The sequence below is a fragment of the Pseudorhodobacter sp. genome (assembly GCF_034675685.1).
Lineage (GTDB): Bacteria > Pseudomonadota > Alphaproteobacteria > Rhodobacterales > Rhodobacteraceae > Pseudorhodobacter.
In genome coordinates, this window is sequence record NZ_JAUCDA010000019.1 from 211,683 (window position 1) to 227,173 (window position 15,491).

13 protein-coding genes, 1 tRNA gene and 1 pseudogene are annotated in these 15,491 nt (G+C 58.8%); 7 read left to right on the forward strand and 8 right to left on the reverse strand.

Annotated features, from left to right (window positions below):
• Positions 1–260 precede the first annotated feature (260 nt).
• Positions 261–923, reverse strand: a pseudogene (lipB, locus tag VDP61_RS17625) (lipoyl(octanoyl) transferase LipB); the annotation flags it as partial.
• A 136-nt stretch (positions 924–1,059) separates the two neighbouring features.
• Between lipB and VDP61_RS17630 the strand changes: the two are divergent.
• The 7 genes from VDP61_RS17630 to VDP61_RS17660 all read left to right on the forward strand — a co-directional run bounded on the left by VDP61_RS17630 (position 1,060) and on the right by VDP61_RS17660 (position 8,813).
• On the forward strand, positions 1,060–2,394 hold the full coding sequence (locus VDP61_RS17630) for a peptidoglycan-binding domain-containing protein (protein ID WP_323008167.1): 1,335 nt from the start codon (positions 1,060–1,062) through the stop codon (positions 2,392–2,394).
• A 159-nt stretch (positions 2,395–2,553) separates the two neighbouring features.
• Positions 2,554–2,639, forward strand: a tRNA-Leu gene (locus VDP61_RS17635).
• A gap of 415 nt (positions 2,640–3,054) precedes the next feature.
• Positions 3,055–4,164, forward strand: a complete 1,110-nt coding sequence (locus tag VDP61_RS17640) for an ABC transporter ATP-binding protein (RefSeq protein WP_323008168.1) — start codon at positions 3,055–3,057, stop codon at positions 4,162–4,164.
• A gap of 58 nt (positions 4,165–4,222) precedes the next feature.
• Positions 4,223–5,299 carry an ABC transporter substrate-binding protein gene (locus VDP61_RS17645; protein WP_323008169.1) on the forward strand — a complete coding sequence of 359 codons (1,077 nt, stop codon included), beginning with the start codon at positions 4,223–4,225 and terminating at the stop codon, positions 5,297–5,299.
• 140 nt (positions 5,300–5,439) lie between these two features.
• Positions 5,440–6,510 (forward strand): ABC transporter substrate-binding protein, encoded by a 1,071-nt coding sequence (locus VDP61_RS17650; protein WP_323008170.1) that lies wholly within the window; start codon positions 5,440–5,442, stop codon positions 6,508–6,510.
• A 121-nt stretch (positions 6,511–6,631) separates the two neighbouring features.
• The gene (locus VDP61_RS17655) at positions 6,632–7,894 is read left to right on the forward strand and encodes an ABC transporter permease (RefSeq protein ID WP_323008171.1); all 1,263 of its coding nucleotides are present in this window, start codon (positions 6,632–6,634) and stop codon (positions 7,892–7,894) included.
• Positions 7,895–7,901: 7 nt separating this feature from the next.
• Positions 7,902–8,813, forward strand: a complete 912-nt coding sequence (locus tag VDP61_RS17660) for an ABC transporter permease (protein ID WP_323008172.1) — start codon at positions 7,902–7,904, stop codon at positions 8,811–8,813.
• Between the two features lie 178 nt (positions 8,814–8,991).
• On the opposite strand, the gene VDP61_RS17665 is transcribed toward VDP61_RS17660, so the two are convergent.
• Genes VDP61_RS17665 through VDP61_RS17695 form a run of 7 tightly spaced genes read right to left on the reverse strand, consistent with a single transcriptional unit; the run spans position 8,992 to position 15,401 of the window.
• Positions 8,992–9,927, reverse strand: coding sequence for an AEC family transporter (locus VDP61_RS17665; RefSeq protein WP_323008173.1), 936 nt, complete (start codon positions 9,925–9,927; stop codon positions 8,992–8,994).
• Entirely contained in the window at positions 9,924–10,730 is an 807-nt protein-coding gene (locus VDP61_RS17670) for an MBL fold metallo-hydrolase (RefSeq protein WP_323008174.1), read from the reverse strand. Before VDP61_RS17670 ends, VDP61_RS17665 begins: the two co-directional genes overlap by 4 nt.
• Positions 10,727–11,530, reverse strand: coding sequence for a TatD family hydrolase (locus tag VDP61_RS17675; protein ID WP_323008175.1), 804 nt, complete (start codon positions 11,528–11,530; stop codon positions 10,727–10,729). Before VDP61_RS17675 ends, VDP61_RS17670 begins: the two co-directional genes overlap by 4 nt.
• A 4-nt stretch (positions 11,531–11,534) precedes the next feature.
• Positions 11,535–12,674, reverse strand: coding sequence for a DNA polymerase III subunit delta' (locus VDP61_RS17680; protein ID WP_323008176.1), 1,140 nt, complete (start codon positions 12,672–12,674; stop codon positions 11,535–11,537).
• On the reverse strand, positions 12,671–13,342 hold the full coding sequence (tmk, locus tag VDP61_RS17685; protein WP_323008177.1) for a dTMP kinase: 672 nt from the start codon (positions 13,340–13,342) through the stop codon (positions 12,671–12,673). The genes VDP61_RS17680 and tmk overlap by 4 nt, the downstream gene beginning before the upstream one ends.
• Positions 13,320–14,474 carry a D-alanyl-D-alanine carboxypeptidase family protein gene (locus tag VDP61_RS17690; RefSeq protein ID WP_323008178.1) on the reverse strand — a complete coding sequence of 385 codons (1,155 nt, stop codon included), beginning with the start codon at positions 14,472–14,474 and terminating at the stop codon, positions 13,320–13,322. The genes tmk and VDP61_RS17690 overlap by 23 nt, the downstream gene beginning before the upstream one ends.
• 42 nt (positions 14,475–14,516) lie before the next feature.
• Positions 14,517–15,401, reverse strand: a complete 885-nt coding sequence (locus tag VDP61_RS17695; protein WP_323008179.1) for an SPOR domain-containing protein — start codon at positions 15,399–15,401, stop codon at positions 14,517–14,519.
• Positions 15,402–15,491: the final 90 nt, after the last annotated feature.

Consider the following 15,491-nt stretch of genomic DNA (forward strand, 5'->3'; position numbering starts at 1 on the left):
CTTTCCTTGTCAGTTTGGCTTGGTCTGTTGGTCTTGGCACTGCCTTTTAGCAGATTTTTTCGGCGTTACAACGCAATGCGCTTTTATAACCTGATTGTGCCAAACTTGACATAGGCCAGACAATCACGATGTCGAGAAACGGTTGAATATCCGTGTCACAAGGGGTGGGTGGCGCGCATCGTCTGCCATGGTTCTGCGGCTTGGCATGTTCGGCGCAGGGCCGGCCCGCTGGTGCCGGCATCAGCGCCCCCCCCGGCACCAAACCCGGCATCAAATTGCCGTCTCAGGGCCAGATCCAGATCAGCCATTGTTACCGGCAAGCCCAGATCAACAAGGCTGGTCACCCCATGGTCGGCGATACCGCAGGGCACAATGCCGTCAAAATGGCTCAGATCGGGTTCATGGTTGATCGAGATGCCATGAAAGCTGACCCATTTGCGCAGTTTTATCCCGATTGCTGCAATCTTGTCTTCGGCGGGTTGGCCATTGCTGCCCAAGGCACGATCAGGCCGCACAACCCAAACACCAACGCGGCCCGCGCGGCGTTCGCCCTTTATATTGAACTCTGCCAAGGTCTTGATAACCCAATCTTCCAGCGCGCAGACAAATTTGCGCACATCACGCCCGCGCTTGTTCAGATCCAGCATCACATAGGCCACGCGCTGCCCCGGGCCATGATAGGTGTATTGCCCACCGCGCCCGGCCAGATGAACGGGAAAGCGGTCAGGCTGCACCAGATCAACGGGTTTGGCGCTGGTGCCTGCGGTGTAAAGCGGCGGATGTTCCAGCAGCCAGACCGCCTCGGGGGCGCTGCCTTGCGCAATCGCGGCCACGCGGGCCTCCATCGCGGCAAGCGTCTGGGCGTAGGGGGCCAAACCGTCCAGCACACGCCATTCGACGGCATTTGGCTGCGTCTGCGTCAATTCGTCCAAACCTCGCCCCTTTGTATATTTGGCCGGGATGTCCGGCATTCAAGTCAATAATGCTTAGACACATCCCGAACGTGTGATACTTTAAAATGGATAGAGTCGACTTATTCCCTGAAGACGGAGTTTTCAAATGGTATTCAAACATATTTCCACGGCCCTTATTGCGACGGCTTTGGTCATAACCCCCGTGGCCGCCAGCGCCGGTGACGGATTGGTGGGCGGTATTATTGGCGGCATCATCGGTGGTGCGATTGTAAACGGTGCGAACAACAATCGGCGCGCTACCACCACGCGCAAATCCACGCAGCGCAAGTCCACGGTATCTTCGGGGCAGCGCGAGGCCAACCGCGAGGTGCAGGTCGCGCTGAATTACTTCGGCTTTCCGGTGGGTACGCCCGATGGGGCGCTTGGCCCCAAATCGCGCAGCGCGATTTCGCAATATCAGGCGTTGCTGGGCTTTGCCCCAACCGGCGCGCTGAATAGCTGGGAACAGGAATTGCTGGTGCAATCCTATTATCGCGCACAGGCGGGCGGCCCGTTGACGGCGCAGCAGGTTGCCACCGATCCGCGCGGCACCAAAGGCCTGTTGTTCACCTATCGCGATGAAAAGCTGGGGGTTGCGGCGCCGGGTGGGCAAATGGCCTCGGCCGCGCCGCAGGCCGGCTTTGCACCCGCCGGACCCTCGGCAGTTGCCGCCTCGGTTCCGCAATTCGGCGCACCCGCAGCCTCGACGCTGCCGTCCTTCATGGGGCAGGGGGCGGCGCAAGTCTCGCTTGCCAGCCATTGCAACAAGGTGTCACTTGTCACAAATTCCAACGGCGGTTTTGTTACGCAGGTCACCATGAAAGACCCGGCCTTTGCGCTGTCAGAACAGTTCTGCCTGGCGCGCACCTATGCCATCGCGCAAGGAGAAGAGCTGGTTTCCAAGGTTTCCGGCTTCACCCCGCAGCAGATTTCCCAGCAATGCGAAGGCTTTGGCCCCGTGATGCAAGAGCATGTCTCGGCGCTGTCGCTGAAATCGCGTGAAGAGGTGATGCAGGGCGTGTCGGGCTTTGTGCTGTCTTCCGGCATGGCGCCAGCGCAATTGGCCGGCACCGCCAAAATCTGTCTTGGCGTGGGCTATGTCACGGATAACATGGATGTCGCCATTGGTTCGGCGCTGATCCTGACCACGGTTGGCGAGGCTGCCTATGCCGAACTTATCGGCCATCATCTTGCCTCGGGCATCGGTGCCGCGCAGCGCCTGGATTTGGCGTTGCCGTGGTTCGATCATGGCTATTCCGCAGGGTCGGACGGTACGGTGCAGGTCTTTGCGCCGGGCATGGCTGATCGTGCGTCGTTGATCCGGCTTGCGGCCTATTCTGCCGCCGGGCGCAACTTGCCGGGGGGCACCGTGCCGGGCGCACCGATTCCCGCCGCGACGCTGCCGTCTTTTGGCGTGCCAAGCGCCGCTGCAAACCCCTGAACCTGCGCCCTGCTTTGTGCGCAAGTGCCATCAAACCGCCGGGCCATCACCCGGCGGTTTCTTATTTGCCCCACCCAAAACGGAATTCCCCCCAATGCAGCAAAATTCATCTTGAGGTCTGCAGCAGCCTTCGCTAAGACCCGCTTTAGTCAAGACCGTGCGGTCGTGGCGGAATTGGTAGACGCGCAGCGTTGAGGTCGCTGTTCTTTAACCGGAGTGGGGGTTCGAGTCCCCCGACCGCACCATTTTTTGCGCATGACTACGGGTCTTTGCGCGGGTCACAGACCGTCAATCACCTTACACGCAGATACAGGCTCGCAGCCGCAGCTTGCGTTGACCTTTGGCTGCGGCCTGCATCTGCATCCAAACTCGTGCCTCGCCAAATCTATCGGGCGCGCTTGTGTAAAATGATCTGCCCAAGAATCGCTTTGGTGGCCTTGGGGGGCGGTAACGGGCGCCATTGGGTCGCTACCATACTATTGCACAATCGTCGGATAAAAGGCGCTTTGGCTGAAAAAGGCGGTGATTGCCCTTTATATTCCTGCATTTGCAGGGAATTCCTGTTGATCGACGTCAAGCGGTTGCAAAGTGACTGACATTTCGCTTTAGTCACAAACAATAAAGTGCAGGTCACCTGCCGGAACGATCAGGGAGAAAAGGGTGGTTACACAACCCCAGAACGACGGTTTCGTCGTCTTCGATCATGTGCAAAAAAGCTATGACGGGGAAACGCTTGTTGTCAAAGATTTGAACCTTTCGATCGGCAAGGGCGAGTTTTTGACCATGCTCGGGCCATCGGGGTCGGGCAAAACCACGTGTCTTATGATGCTGGCGGGGTTTGAAACCGCGACCAGTGGCGATATCCGTCTTGATGGGCGGCCGATCAATTCCGTTCCGCCCCATAAACGCGGTATCGGCATGGTTTTTCAGAATTACGCGCTGTTCCCGCATATGACCGTTGGCGAAAACCTGTCCTTCCCGTTGGAAGTGCGCGGCATGGGCAAGACTGAACGCGAAACCAAGATCAAGCGCGCGCTGGATATGGTGCAGATGTACAGCTTCATCAACCGCCGTCCTGCCCAGCTTTCGGGCGGTCAGCAACAGCGCATCGCGCTGGCCCGCGCTTTGGTGTTTGACCCCAGTCTGGTGTTGATGGATGAACCGCTGGGTGCCCTGGATAAACAATTGCGCGAGCATATGCAGTTTGAAATCAAGCACCTGCATGAAAGCCTTGGCATCACCGTGGTTTATGTGACCCATGATCAGGGCGAAGCGCTGACGATGAGCGACCGCGTGGCCGTGTTCAATGATGGTCGCATCCAGCAGCTTGCCGCCCCGAATGAGCTGTATGAGCGCCCCGACAATGCATTCGTCGCGCAATTCATCGGTGAAAACAACAAGCTGGACGGAATTATCGAAAGCATTTCAGGCAATGAGGCGATGGTGCGGCTTGGCACCGGCGAGCTTATCGCCGCGACCGCGGTGAATGTGGGCAAGAAGGGCGAAAAAACCCTTGTGTCCATTCGCCCCGAACGGGTCGAATTCAAAGAATCCATGATGCCGAAAGGCGCCCATATGATCGAGGCCGAAGTGCTGGAATTCATCTATATGGGCGATCTGTTCCGCACGCGGCTTCGTGTCGCAGGGCATGATGATTTCGTGATCAAATCGCGCAACACGCAGGGGCAAACCATGTTGCGCCCCGGTGAAAAGATCAGGATCGGCTGGGCGCCCGCAGATGCGCGCGCGCTTCAGCCTCAATCTGCTTGATTAGCTTTCCTTAAACGGAAAAGATCAAAACACACGTAACCTAAAGGGAGAACCTTCGATGAAGAAGTTGCTGATTTTGACCACGGCATTGGGGGCCCTTGGCCTGCCTGCCATGGCGCAGGAAGTAAATATCATGGGGTGGGGTGGGTCGTATACCACCAGCCAGATTGAAGCCTATCACAAACCTTTCGCGGAAAAGACCGGGATCAAGGTTGTCTCGATTGACAGCGACAACCCTGCAACCCCGATCAAGGCGCAGGTTGAGGCCGGCAATGTCACTTTTGACGTTGCTTCGGTTGAATTTGCCGATGCCGTGCGGTTTTGTGATGAAGGGTTGCTGGAAACCATTGACCCGGCAATCTTGACACCTGCCCCCGACGGCACCGCGGCGATGGATGACTTTTTGCCCGGCACCGTGACCGAATGTTTTGTGGCGACCGATGTGTTTGCCACTGTCATCGCGTTTGACGGCGCAAAATATGAAGGCAAAGAGGCCCCGGCCATGATGGCCGATTTCTTTGATCTTGAAAAATTCCCCGGCAAACGTGGCGCCCGCAAGAACGCCAAAGTGTTGCTGGAAATGGCGCTGATCGGGGATGGCGTGCCGACCGCCGATGTCTATGCAATGCTTGAAACGCCCGAAGGCGTAGAACGTGCCTTTGCCAAGCTTGATACGATCAAGGCGCAGATGGTCTGGTGGGAAGCTGGTGCGCAACCGCCGCAACTGCTTGCTGATGGCGAAGTTGCAATGACGGTTGCCTATAACGGCCGGATTTTCAATGCGAATGTGTCAGAAGGTAAAGACTTCAAGATCATCTGGGATGGTCAGGTCTATGACGTTGAAGGCTGGGTTGTGCCAAAAGGCGCGCCGAACCTGCAAAACGCCATGGATTTCATCACCTATTCCACGGGAACAGAACCGCTGGCAAAAGCTGCGGAATGGATCAGCTATGGCCCGCCGCGCAAATCTTCGGCCCCGTTGGTTGGCATGTATCAGGATGGCAAAACAGAAATGGGCCCCAACTTGCCCACGAGCCCGGAAAACCTCACCAATGCGCTGTTCTCCAATCTGGAGTTCTGGGCAGATCGTGACAGTGATCTGAATGAGCGTTTCAACGCCTGGCTCTTGAAATGATCTCTCTGGGTGTCGGCGTCTGACGCAGGCACCCAAGGGCTCTGACGCCGGCACGGTCCCGATGCGGTTGCAACGGGGCTGTGCCAAAACCCAAGGCGGCACAAATAACGCCGCCACATAAAAAGGTTCAACAGGAACTTATGATGAAACTTCTTAGTCTGACCACCGCGCTCACCACTTTCGCTTTCGCCGCTTCGGCGCAAGAGGTTGTGGTGATGTCCTGGGGTGGCGCCTATGGCAAAAGCCAGAACGAAGCCTATTTGAAGCCCTACACCGAAAAGACCGGCGTCAAGATGACGATGGTTGATACCGATAATCCCGCCACCCCCGTCAAGGCGATGGTTCAGGCCAATAATGTCACCGTTGACGTGGTTGACCTGGAATATGCTGATGCCCTGCGCCTGTGTGATGAGGGCCTGCTGGAGCGTCTGGATACATCCATCCTTTCGCCAGCGCCTGACGGTACAGCTGCGGCAGATGATTTCTTGCCCGGCGCGATAACGGATTGCTTTGTCGCTACCATCGTTTTCTCAACCATGTTCGCCTATGATAGCACCAAGTTCCCTGACGGGCCGACACGGATTTCGGATTTTTTCGACCTCGAAAAATTCCCCGGCAAGCGCGGTTTGCGCAAGGTTGCCAAAGTCAATCTGGAGATGGCCTTGATGGCCGATGGGGTTGCTGCGGCAGATGTCTACAGTGTTCTGGCGACCGACGCTGGCGTTGATCGCGCCTTTGCCAAGCTGGATGAAATCAAGGCTGAAACCGTTTGGTGGGAGGCTGGCGCGCAACCACCGCAGCTTTTGGCCGATGGCGAAGTGGCGATGACCACCGCCTATAATGGCCGGATTTTTGCGGCGACCGTGGCAGAGGGTATGCCCTTCAAATCCATCTTTGACGGTCAGGTTTACGAATATGATGGCTTTGCCATTCCCAAAGGGGCAAAGAATATGGAAGACGCAAAGAAGTTTCTAACTTTCGCCACGTCAACCCAGGCGCTTGCGGATCAGGCCAAATACATCAGCTATGGCCCGGCTCGCAAATCCTCGGGCCCGCTGGTTGGTCTGTATGAAGACGGCAAAACCGAGATGGCCCCCTATATGCCGACATCGGCAGCGAACCTTACAAACGCTTTGGCGTCCGATGTTGAATTCTGGGCAGACCACAGCATCCAGTTGAATGAGCGTTTCAACGCTTGGCTGCTGAACTGATCCAACCCAACAAAGGGGGCGCAAATCTGGCGCCCCCTTTTCCCAGACGCTTTGCCAAAGCCCCGCCAGAGGGCCACCAAAACGCCACCCGACAAGACTCCAACCGACAGGACGAACCGACATGGCCTCTCCTCATCTGCCCGCCGAAACCGAAGTGTTGCGCACCGTTGATGGTGTGCCGCTAAAGGTTGCATTGGCTGTGGCCTCGCGCCGCGCCCGCATCCGCGCTTTCTTTCTGGTTGTGCCGCTTTTGATCTTTGTCCTGCTGACCTTTGCTGTCCCGATCGGGCAAATGCTGGCGCGCTCTTTCACCGATGATAAATTCTCGGGCAATATGGTTGAGCTGGGACGGTGGTTTGACGCCAATCGCAAGGCCGCCCCCGATGAGGCGGCCTATGCGGCCCTTGTCGCCGATCTTGCAACCGCCTCTGAGGAACGGACGGCGGGCAGTATCGGCACCCGTATCAACTATGAGCTGCCCGGCACCCGGTCGCTGTTCACCTCGGCCGCGCGCAAAGCACAATCGCTGGAGCCGCCCTATAAAGAGGCGATCATCGCCCTGGATAAAGACTGGGCGCGCGCCGATCTCTGGGCGGCCATGCGCTCTGCCTCTGCCGCCGCCACGTTGAATTTTTACCAAGCCGCGCTTGACCGGCAAATCGGGGCCGATGGCCGCTTTGAGGCCGCCCCCGTAGAATCGCAGATCTATGTCAAACTTTTTATCCGTACCTTTGTGCTTTCGATCCTGATCACCGGGCTTTGCCTGATTCTGGGCTTTCCGATTGCGCATCTGCTGGCGGTTTTGCCGCTGCGCCATGCCAGCCTGCTGATGATTCTTGTGCTGCTGCCGTTCTGGACGTCGCTTTTGGTCCGCACCACAAGCTGGATGGTACTGTTGCAAAGTCAGGGCGTGATCAATGATGTGCTTGTGGCCCTTGGCATTGTGTCCGATGATGGCCGCCTTCAGTTGATGTACAATCAGGCCGGCACCATCATCGCGATGACGCATATCTTGCTGCCTTTCATGATCTTGCCACTTTATTCAGTGATGAAAACCATTCCGCCGTCATATGCCCGCGCCGCGCGCAGCCTTGGGGCAACGTCCTGGACCACTTTTCGCCGCATCTACCTGCCGCAAACCGTATCGGGCATCGGGGCCGGGGGCATTTTGTGTTTCATCCTGGCGGTGGGTTATTACATCACGCCGGCCTTGGTCGGTGGCGCAGATGGTACGCTGATTTCCAATCAGATCGCGTTCCACATGCAAAAATCGCTGAACTGGTCATTGGCCGCAGCCCTGGCGGCGATGCTGCTGGCGGCTGTGCTTATCCTGTATTGGGCCTATGACCGTATCATTGGCATCGACAACATGAAGCTGGGGTAATCGACACATGGCACTTCCCATCTATGCAGACCCGCTGGAACGCATCTGGTATTATACCTACCGGGTGATCTGTGCGATTATCTTTGTCTTTCTGATCGCCCCGATCCTGATCATCATGCCGCTTTCGTTCAACGCGGAACCCTATTTTACCTTTACCAAGGACATGCTGCGGTTTGACCCGGCGGGGTATTCAATGCGCTGGTATGAAAACCTGCTTACCTTTGGCATGGCTGCCCCCGATGCGCTGCGCGACAGCAGTTGGTGGTCGGATGTCTGGCACAATGCGAAATGGGTGCAGGCGGCTAAAAACTCGATCATCGTTGGCTTTTTTGCGACCATTGTTGCCACTGTGCTGGGCACCATTGCCGCCATGGGCCTGTCGCGCCCCGAAATGCCGTTTCGCAAGCTGATCATGGCGATCCTGATTTCACCGATGATCGTGCCGATCATCATCACCGCGACAGGATTGTTTTTCTTTTATTCCGATATCGGCCTGTCCGGTACTTATTTCGGCCTTGTGATGGCGCATGCCACGCTTGGGATTCCCTTTGTCATCATCACGGTCACCGCGACGATGATGGGGTTTGACCGCTCGCTGATACGGGCGGCGCAGAATATGGGGGCAGGGCCGGTGACCACGTTTTTCAAGGTACAACTGCCGCTGATCACGCCGGGCGTCGTTTCGGGGGCGCTATTCGCCTTTGTCACCTCGTTTGATGAGGTGGTGGTGGTGCTGTTCATCGGCAGCCATGAACAGCAAACCATCCCGCGCCAGATGTGGAACGGGATTCGCGAACAGATCAGCCCGTCTATCCTGGCTGTAGCGACAATTCTGGTGATTTTCTCGGTTTGCCTGCTGGCTGTGGTTGAACTGCTGCGCCGCCGGTCCGAACGCTTGCGCGGTGTTACCCCGGCTTAACGCGTTTCGCCTTGAACCTGCCCCACAGATCACTGCCTGAAATCAAAGATTTCAACGCGTTATGTGATAGGGCGTGTTGCAAGTGAAACGCTATAGCGCTGGCGCTTTGCGGGCGGTTCTGTCCCGGAACCGCCCGCATCAGCTTGGCAAAAGACCAGTGCCGCAGGCAGAAACCGTTTCAGGGCAAAATATGCAGCCAGCCCCAAGCGGTTACAACCGTTGCCGCCGTGGCCAGCAACACCGTTGATGCCGCGACCCTTTTCGCCACGCCATACATATTGGCATAGAGAAAGGCATTGACGCCCGGTGCCATTGCCGCCGTCAACACCGCCGACCGCATCTGATCCACAGTCAGCCCGAACAGCTTGCCCAGCCCGTAGGTGATCATCGGATGTACAACCAGTGTCAGCAGGGAAACGAAGGTTATGGTTTTCATATCCCCTTCAGGCCGATACCGCAGCAACACCCCACCCAGTCCGAACAGCGCCGCCGGAATTGCCGCTTTGACCATCATATCCACCGCCGAAGACATCGCCCCCGGCAGGGTCAGGCCCGAAAGATTGACCGCAAAACCCGCCACGATCCCGATCACCAAAGGCTGGCGTAAAATCGCACTCAAGACTTGGCGGGTCAGCGCCAGCTTGGGCAGGCCTTGGCCCTTGCTGCGCACAATCTCCATCAGGCTGATTCCGATGGCGTATAAAAGCGGCGAATGAATCGCGATGATCGCGTAATTCCCCGCCAAAGCCGCCGCCCCATAGGCGCGTTCCGTGATGGGCAGGCCCAACAGCAGCGTATTGGAAAAGCTTGCGACAAAGGCAATCGCCAGCGCATCGGCAGGGGGGCGGGCAAATATGAGACGCGCCCCGAAATAGCCAAGCGCCCCCGCGCTTAGCGCCCCGATATAAAAGCTGAGAAGCAGCGCCGGGTCAAAGCTCTGCGCCAGATCCAGCGTGCTCATCGAACGGAACAGCAGGCAAGGAACCGCAAAATTCTGGGCGAATTTCATCACCCCATCAATCGCCGCCGCATCTACAATCTTGCGCCAGGCTGCGAAATAGCCGGCCCCCAGAATCAGAAAAACCGGCAATATGACATCAAGCAGCGCGTTCATGCAGGCGCGTCGATCTCGATTACCATGCCGTCATGGGCGGGTGTGATGTGGTTGGGCGTCTCGGCGGCCAGGGTTTCATAATCAAGGTCGATATGCATATTCGTCAGCACCGCGCGTTTGGGGTTGGCGCGGGCGATCCATTCAAGCGTCAGCGCCAGATGGGCATGGGTGGGGTGCGGCCTGCGGCGCAGCGCATCGACCACCCAGACCTCCAGCCCTTTCAGCATCTCCCAGCCTGGCGCAGGAATAGAGACAGCGTCGGGCAGATAGGCAAGGCCACCGACCCGAAAGCCAAGCGCATCCATCGCGCCGTGATGGGCCAAAAAGGGGTGAAGCACCAAATCGCCCCCCATCCCCGGCACGGTGACAGGGCCGTCGATCAAATGCATGTCCAATATCGGCGGATAAGACGATCCGGGAAGCTGTTCAAACGCATAGGTGAAACGGTCGCGCAACGCGGCCTGTGTGGGCAGGTCGGCCCAAACTGGCAAGCGGCCCTTTATGTTGAAAACGATCTGGCGCAGATCATCAATGCCGTGGGTATGATCGGCATGGGAATGGGTGAACACCACGGCATCAAGCCAGCCGACACCGGCATCCAGCAATTGCTCGCGCATATCGGGCGAGGTATCTATCAAGACGCGGGTGGTGCCAGCCCCGGTGATACGCTCAACCAGCAAGGAACAGCGACGGCGGCGGTTTTTGGGGTTGGCGGGGTCGCAATCGCCCCAATACCCGCCCAGACGCGGCACCCCGCCCGATGAGCCGCAGCCGAGAATGGTGAAGCGCAGTTTCGCAGTCATTTTGCTTTCCAGAACAGGCGGTCGAAATTGGCGCTGGTGGTGGCGGCGAACTCTGGCACAGACTGGCCAAAGATATCGGCACCGACGCGGGCCGTGTGGGCGGTATAGGCAGGTTCATTGCGCCGCCCGCGATGGGGCGGCGGGGCAAGATAGGGGCTGTCGGTTTCCAGCAAAATCCGGTCAACCGGGGCGGCGGCGAAAATCGCGCGCAATTCGGTCGATTTTGGAAAGGCGACAATGCCGGACATTGACAGATAAAACCCCAGGTCGAGGGCGGCGCGCGCTAGTTCGGCACCCGAGGAAAAACAGTGCATGACACAGCTGTAGGCGCCGTTGCGGTACTCCTCGGTCAAGATCTCGGCCATATCATCATCGGCAGCGCGGGCGTGAATGATCAGCGGCAGCCCGGTTTCACGCGCGGCGCCGATATGGATGCGCAGGCTTTCCCGCTGCGCCGCTGCCGAGTCGGCGGTGTAATGGTAATCCAGCCCGGTTTCGCCAATGCCGATGAATTTCGGGTGCTGGGCAAGGGCGACCAGTTGGTCAATCCGGGCCAGGGGTTCGGTTGCCACGCTCATTGGATGGGTGCCTGCGGCGTAAAACACCGATGGATAGGTCTCGGCAATTGCGCGAACGGCGGGCTCATTTTTCAACTTGGTACAGATGGTGACCATGCGGGTCACGCCTGCGGCATGGGCCCGCGCGATGAGGTCGGGCAGCTCCCCCTCAAAATCCGGGAAATCCAGATGGCAATGACTGTCTACGATGTCGGCCGCGATGGTCTTGGGGGGGATGGTCATAGGCTCACCTCTGGGCGAGCAATCCCGCCGTCTCGTCAATCTTCAGGACCATATCCATGAGAAGGGCGGCAGGGTCAAGGTTTACTGCCCGACCCCGGCGGGCGCGGGTGGCCAGACCTTGCGCCAAATCGGCCCATTGGCGGGCCGCTTGGGGATGGGGTGAGAGCCGCGCTATCAGTTCCGCTTCACCCTTTGCCGCCTCGGTCGGGCAATAGCCAAGGGTGCCGGCCCGGGCGAGGCGGGCAAGAAAAAGGTCGATCAACATCAAGATCAGGTCGAATTTTTCTTCATTGCCGCGGCCAGCGCCAAGGTCGGCCAGCGCCAGGGCGCGGCTACGATCCAGTCGGGGCAGGGTGGCGAACAGGGTGATCAGACTGGCGTAAAGCTTCATTCCGTCAAGGTTCATGATGCGGATCGCCTCACCAACCGAGCCGCCTGAAAGCTCTGCCAGGGGCAGCGGATTTTCGGGGGCATCGCCCGTCAGCGCAAGGGCCGTGGCCATATCATCGGCGCTTAGGGGTGACAGCCGCAATTCCCGACAGCGAGAGCGGATGGTCGGCAAAAGGCGGAACGGTTGATGGCTGACCAGCAGCAACGTCACGTTTGGCGGCGGCTCCTCCAGCAGTTTCAAAAGGGCGTTGGCGGCGGCGACGTTCATCTCATCCACGGCGTCGATGATCGCGACGCGGTGGCCGCCATCGGCCGCAGACAGCGAAAAGTAGGTTTTCATTTTGCGCAGGTCATCGACCGTGATCATGGAGCGCAGTTTGCGCGCGGTATCATCCCAGCTACGGCGCAGCAGGAACAGCCGGGGCTCGGACAAGGCGGCAAGGCGGTGCGAGACGGGATGATCTGGCGAAATATCCAATGTTTCAGGTGCCGGGGCCGCAAGGATCGTGCCATTGCTCTGTGGTGTGGCCAGCAAGAAACGGGCAATTTTCCAGGCCAGGGTGGCTTTGCCAAGGCCAAGCGGGCCGGTAATCATCCAGCCGTGGTGCAGCTTTCCGGCGCGGTAGGCATCAAGAAAGGTCTGCTCGGCGGCATGGTGGCCGATCAGGCTTGTGGTTTCGCGCGGGTGCGGCGCCCCTGTTACCCGGTCAGGTTCGGGGCGGTCCTCGATGGCGGTTTTCGGTGCCCGGCTCATGCCAGTTTCGTCAGCGTTGTGGCAAGGACATCGGCGGCAACCTCTGCCGGGCTGCGGGCACCATCAATCACGGCAAAGCGCGGCTCTTGGCGGGCAAGGGCAAGGAAACCTGCGCGCATCCGGGCTTGAAGGGCTGTTCCCATATCTTCAAATCGCTGTTCTGCGCCAGCACAGGAAGCCGCACGGCTGACCGCGCGAGAATGGCCGGTTTCGGCATCAATATCAATAAGCAGCGTCAGGTCCGGTTCCACCCCGATCATGCGGGTATGCAGATCATCAACCATGGCGCGCAGGTCGGCGCCGGTGCCACGGCGGATGCCTTGATACATGCGGGTGCTATCGGCAAACCTGTCGGTTATCACCACGTCACCACGCGCAAGGGCCGGGCGGATGGTTTTTTCCAGATGGTCGCGGCGCGCGGCGGTGAACAAAAGGATTTCCGTTTCGGGTGACCAGCGCTCGGCGTCCCCTTCCAGCACAAGGCGGCGGATTTCCTCGGCGCCGGGGCTGCCACCCGGTTCGCGCGTCAGCAAAACGCGATGGCCTAGCCCGCGCAAGGCCTCGGCCAGCAACTGCGCCTGTGTGCTTTTGCCAGAGCCGTCGATGCCTTCAAGGCTGATGAAAAGTCCGGTTTCGTGGCGCATGTCAACCGGTCGGCTCTGCATCATTGCGCAAGCGTGTGTACAAGACCAAAGCAGCCTGCTGCAGACGTTGCATGACGCCGCCCGGTTCCACAGCCATTTCCGTCAGCAGCGGGATGCGGCGTTCGGGCAGGCCTTGCACCGTGATGACAAGGTGACCCACCTCGGCCCCGGCTGCCAATGGGGCCTTCAAAGGGCCAGTATAGCTGACCTCGGCCTTGACCCCGTCCTGAACCAGCGCGGGCACCAGCATTGACACATCTTGCGCGGCCACAAGGCCGATGGTCTTGGTTGCCCCCAGCCAGACATCCGCCTCGGCCAGCCGTGTGCCGGCTTTGACAACGGTTTTCAGAACGAATTGGCGAAAGGCCCAGTTCATCATGCGGTCGGCCTCTTCGGCGCGCTCTTTTTCAGATGTCAGCCCGGTGATGACAAAAATCACCCGGCGATCCCCCTGCTTGGCCGAGCCGACAAGCCCATAGCCCGCCTCGGTCGTATGGCCGGTTTTCAGCCCATCGGCCCCGCCCCCAAGTTTAAGCAACGGGTTGCGGTTGTGGCGGTTCGCGGCGGCACGGTCTGCATAGTTGAATTCGGTTTCCGAAAAGATGGGGTAATATTCTGGAAATTCCTCGATCAGGCGGCGGGCAAGAATGCCAAGATCGCGCATTGACATGCGTTGCATCGGGTCGGGCCAACCCGAGGCATTGGCAAACTGGGAATTTGTCATCCCCAGTGCCACCGCACGTTCTGTCATTTGCCGCGCAAATGCTTCTTCGGTACCGGCAAGCCCCTCGGCAACCACCACGCAGGCATCATTGCCTGAATTGATGATGATTCCGTGCAGAAGGTCGCGCGCCGTCGGGCGGTCACGCTCATTCAGGAACATGGTAGACCCGCCCATTTCCTTGGCGCGGGTCGAGACATTGAATTCGGTATCCATCGTCACGCGCCCATCGCGCAACGCCTCGAACAGCATGTTCAAGGTCATGAGTTTGGACATGGAGGCAGGGGGCAGCGGCGTATCGGCGTTTTTATCCATCAAAACGGTCTGGGTCGCCATATCATAGACCCAAGCCGCCGATGCCCGCGTTTCAAAGGCCTGTGCCTGGCCAATGAATGGCAAGAGAACAAGCAGGCATAAAAAACGTTTGAACAACATCGAAGGCTCCTTCAGATTACGTCTTTGGCTGGTGGCGTGCGGTCATCGTGACAAGAAATAGGCATCGGTAAAGCCAAGCCCCTTGACCTTGGTCAGGGTGGCGCTGCGGGCATTGGCGGGTGCAGGGCCAGCCGTAACCCGCCAAAAGGCCTTGCCCTGGCTGCTGTCTTTGAACACGGTTGCCGGGATGCCGGCCTTGGTCAGGGTGCCAGCGGCGCGGTTGGCATTTGCCTCGACGCTGAAGATGCCGATCTGGATCAGGTCTTTGCCAGCAACCGCCGCCGGTTTCGCAGCAAGATTACCTGTGGGATTACCTGTGGCGTTTACCGCGCGCGGGGCGGCGCTTGCTTGTGGCGGCGGCATGGGCGGGGTAGCGGCCTTGTCCAACGCGGCGCTTGCGGTTGCGACCGGGTCAAGCGCCGTGGTCATGACTGCCTCGTTCGCATCAAGGATCGGGCGCGCGGCATTCGGGGTTTCGGCCTGTACTTCCTCGCGCCGCAGCGCAGTGACATTGATCTTGGTCGGGCGGCCAGCCAGAATGTCCAAAGCGGCCGCCGCATCAGATGAAATCTGCAAGGTCGGGCCGGGGTTGTTGCGTTCACGCCGAAATAACGCGCCGATCACAAATTTGCCATTTGTGGGGTTGCGCAGGATAACCCGCTCGGGGTCCTGGGCATCGGGCGATGCGACCCAAACACCACCAAGCGAGGGGCGACCATCCCACAATGCGTCATCGCTGACCTGAAAGACCTGCGGTGCCTCGACATCGCGGTCAATCAAACGGGTTGATGTTTCACTGGAAACGCGCTGCTCGGATGTGGCAGGATTATCCTTTGTCGAAAACGGGTTGGATGTGCTTTGGCACGCCGAAAGCCCCAAAAATGCAGTTGTTGCCAAAAGAAGAATCTCAAGCGTTGCCCGTGCCATTGTCTGCCCTTGTTGCCGCGCGAATTCTATGCCGCGCTTTCCCTTTGCCGCCAGTTTGACGGCACTCTGCCTCTCAAGCGGAAGATCGCT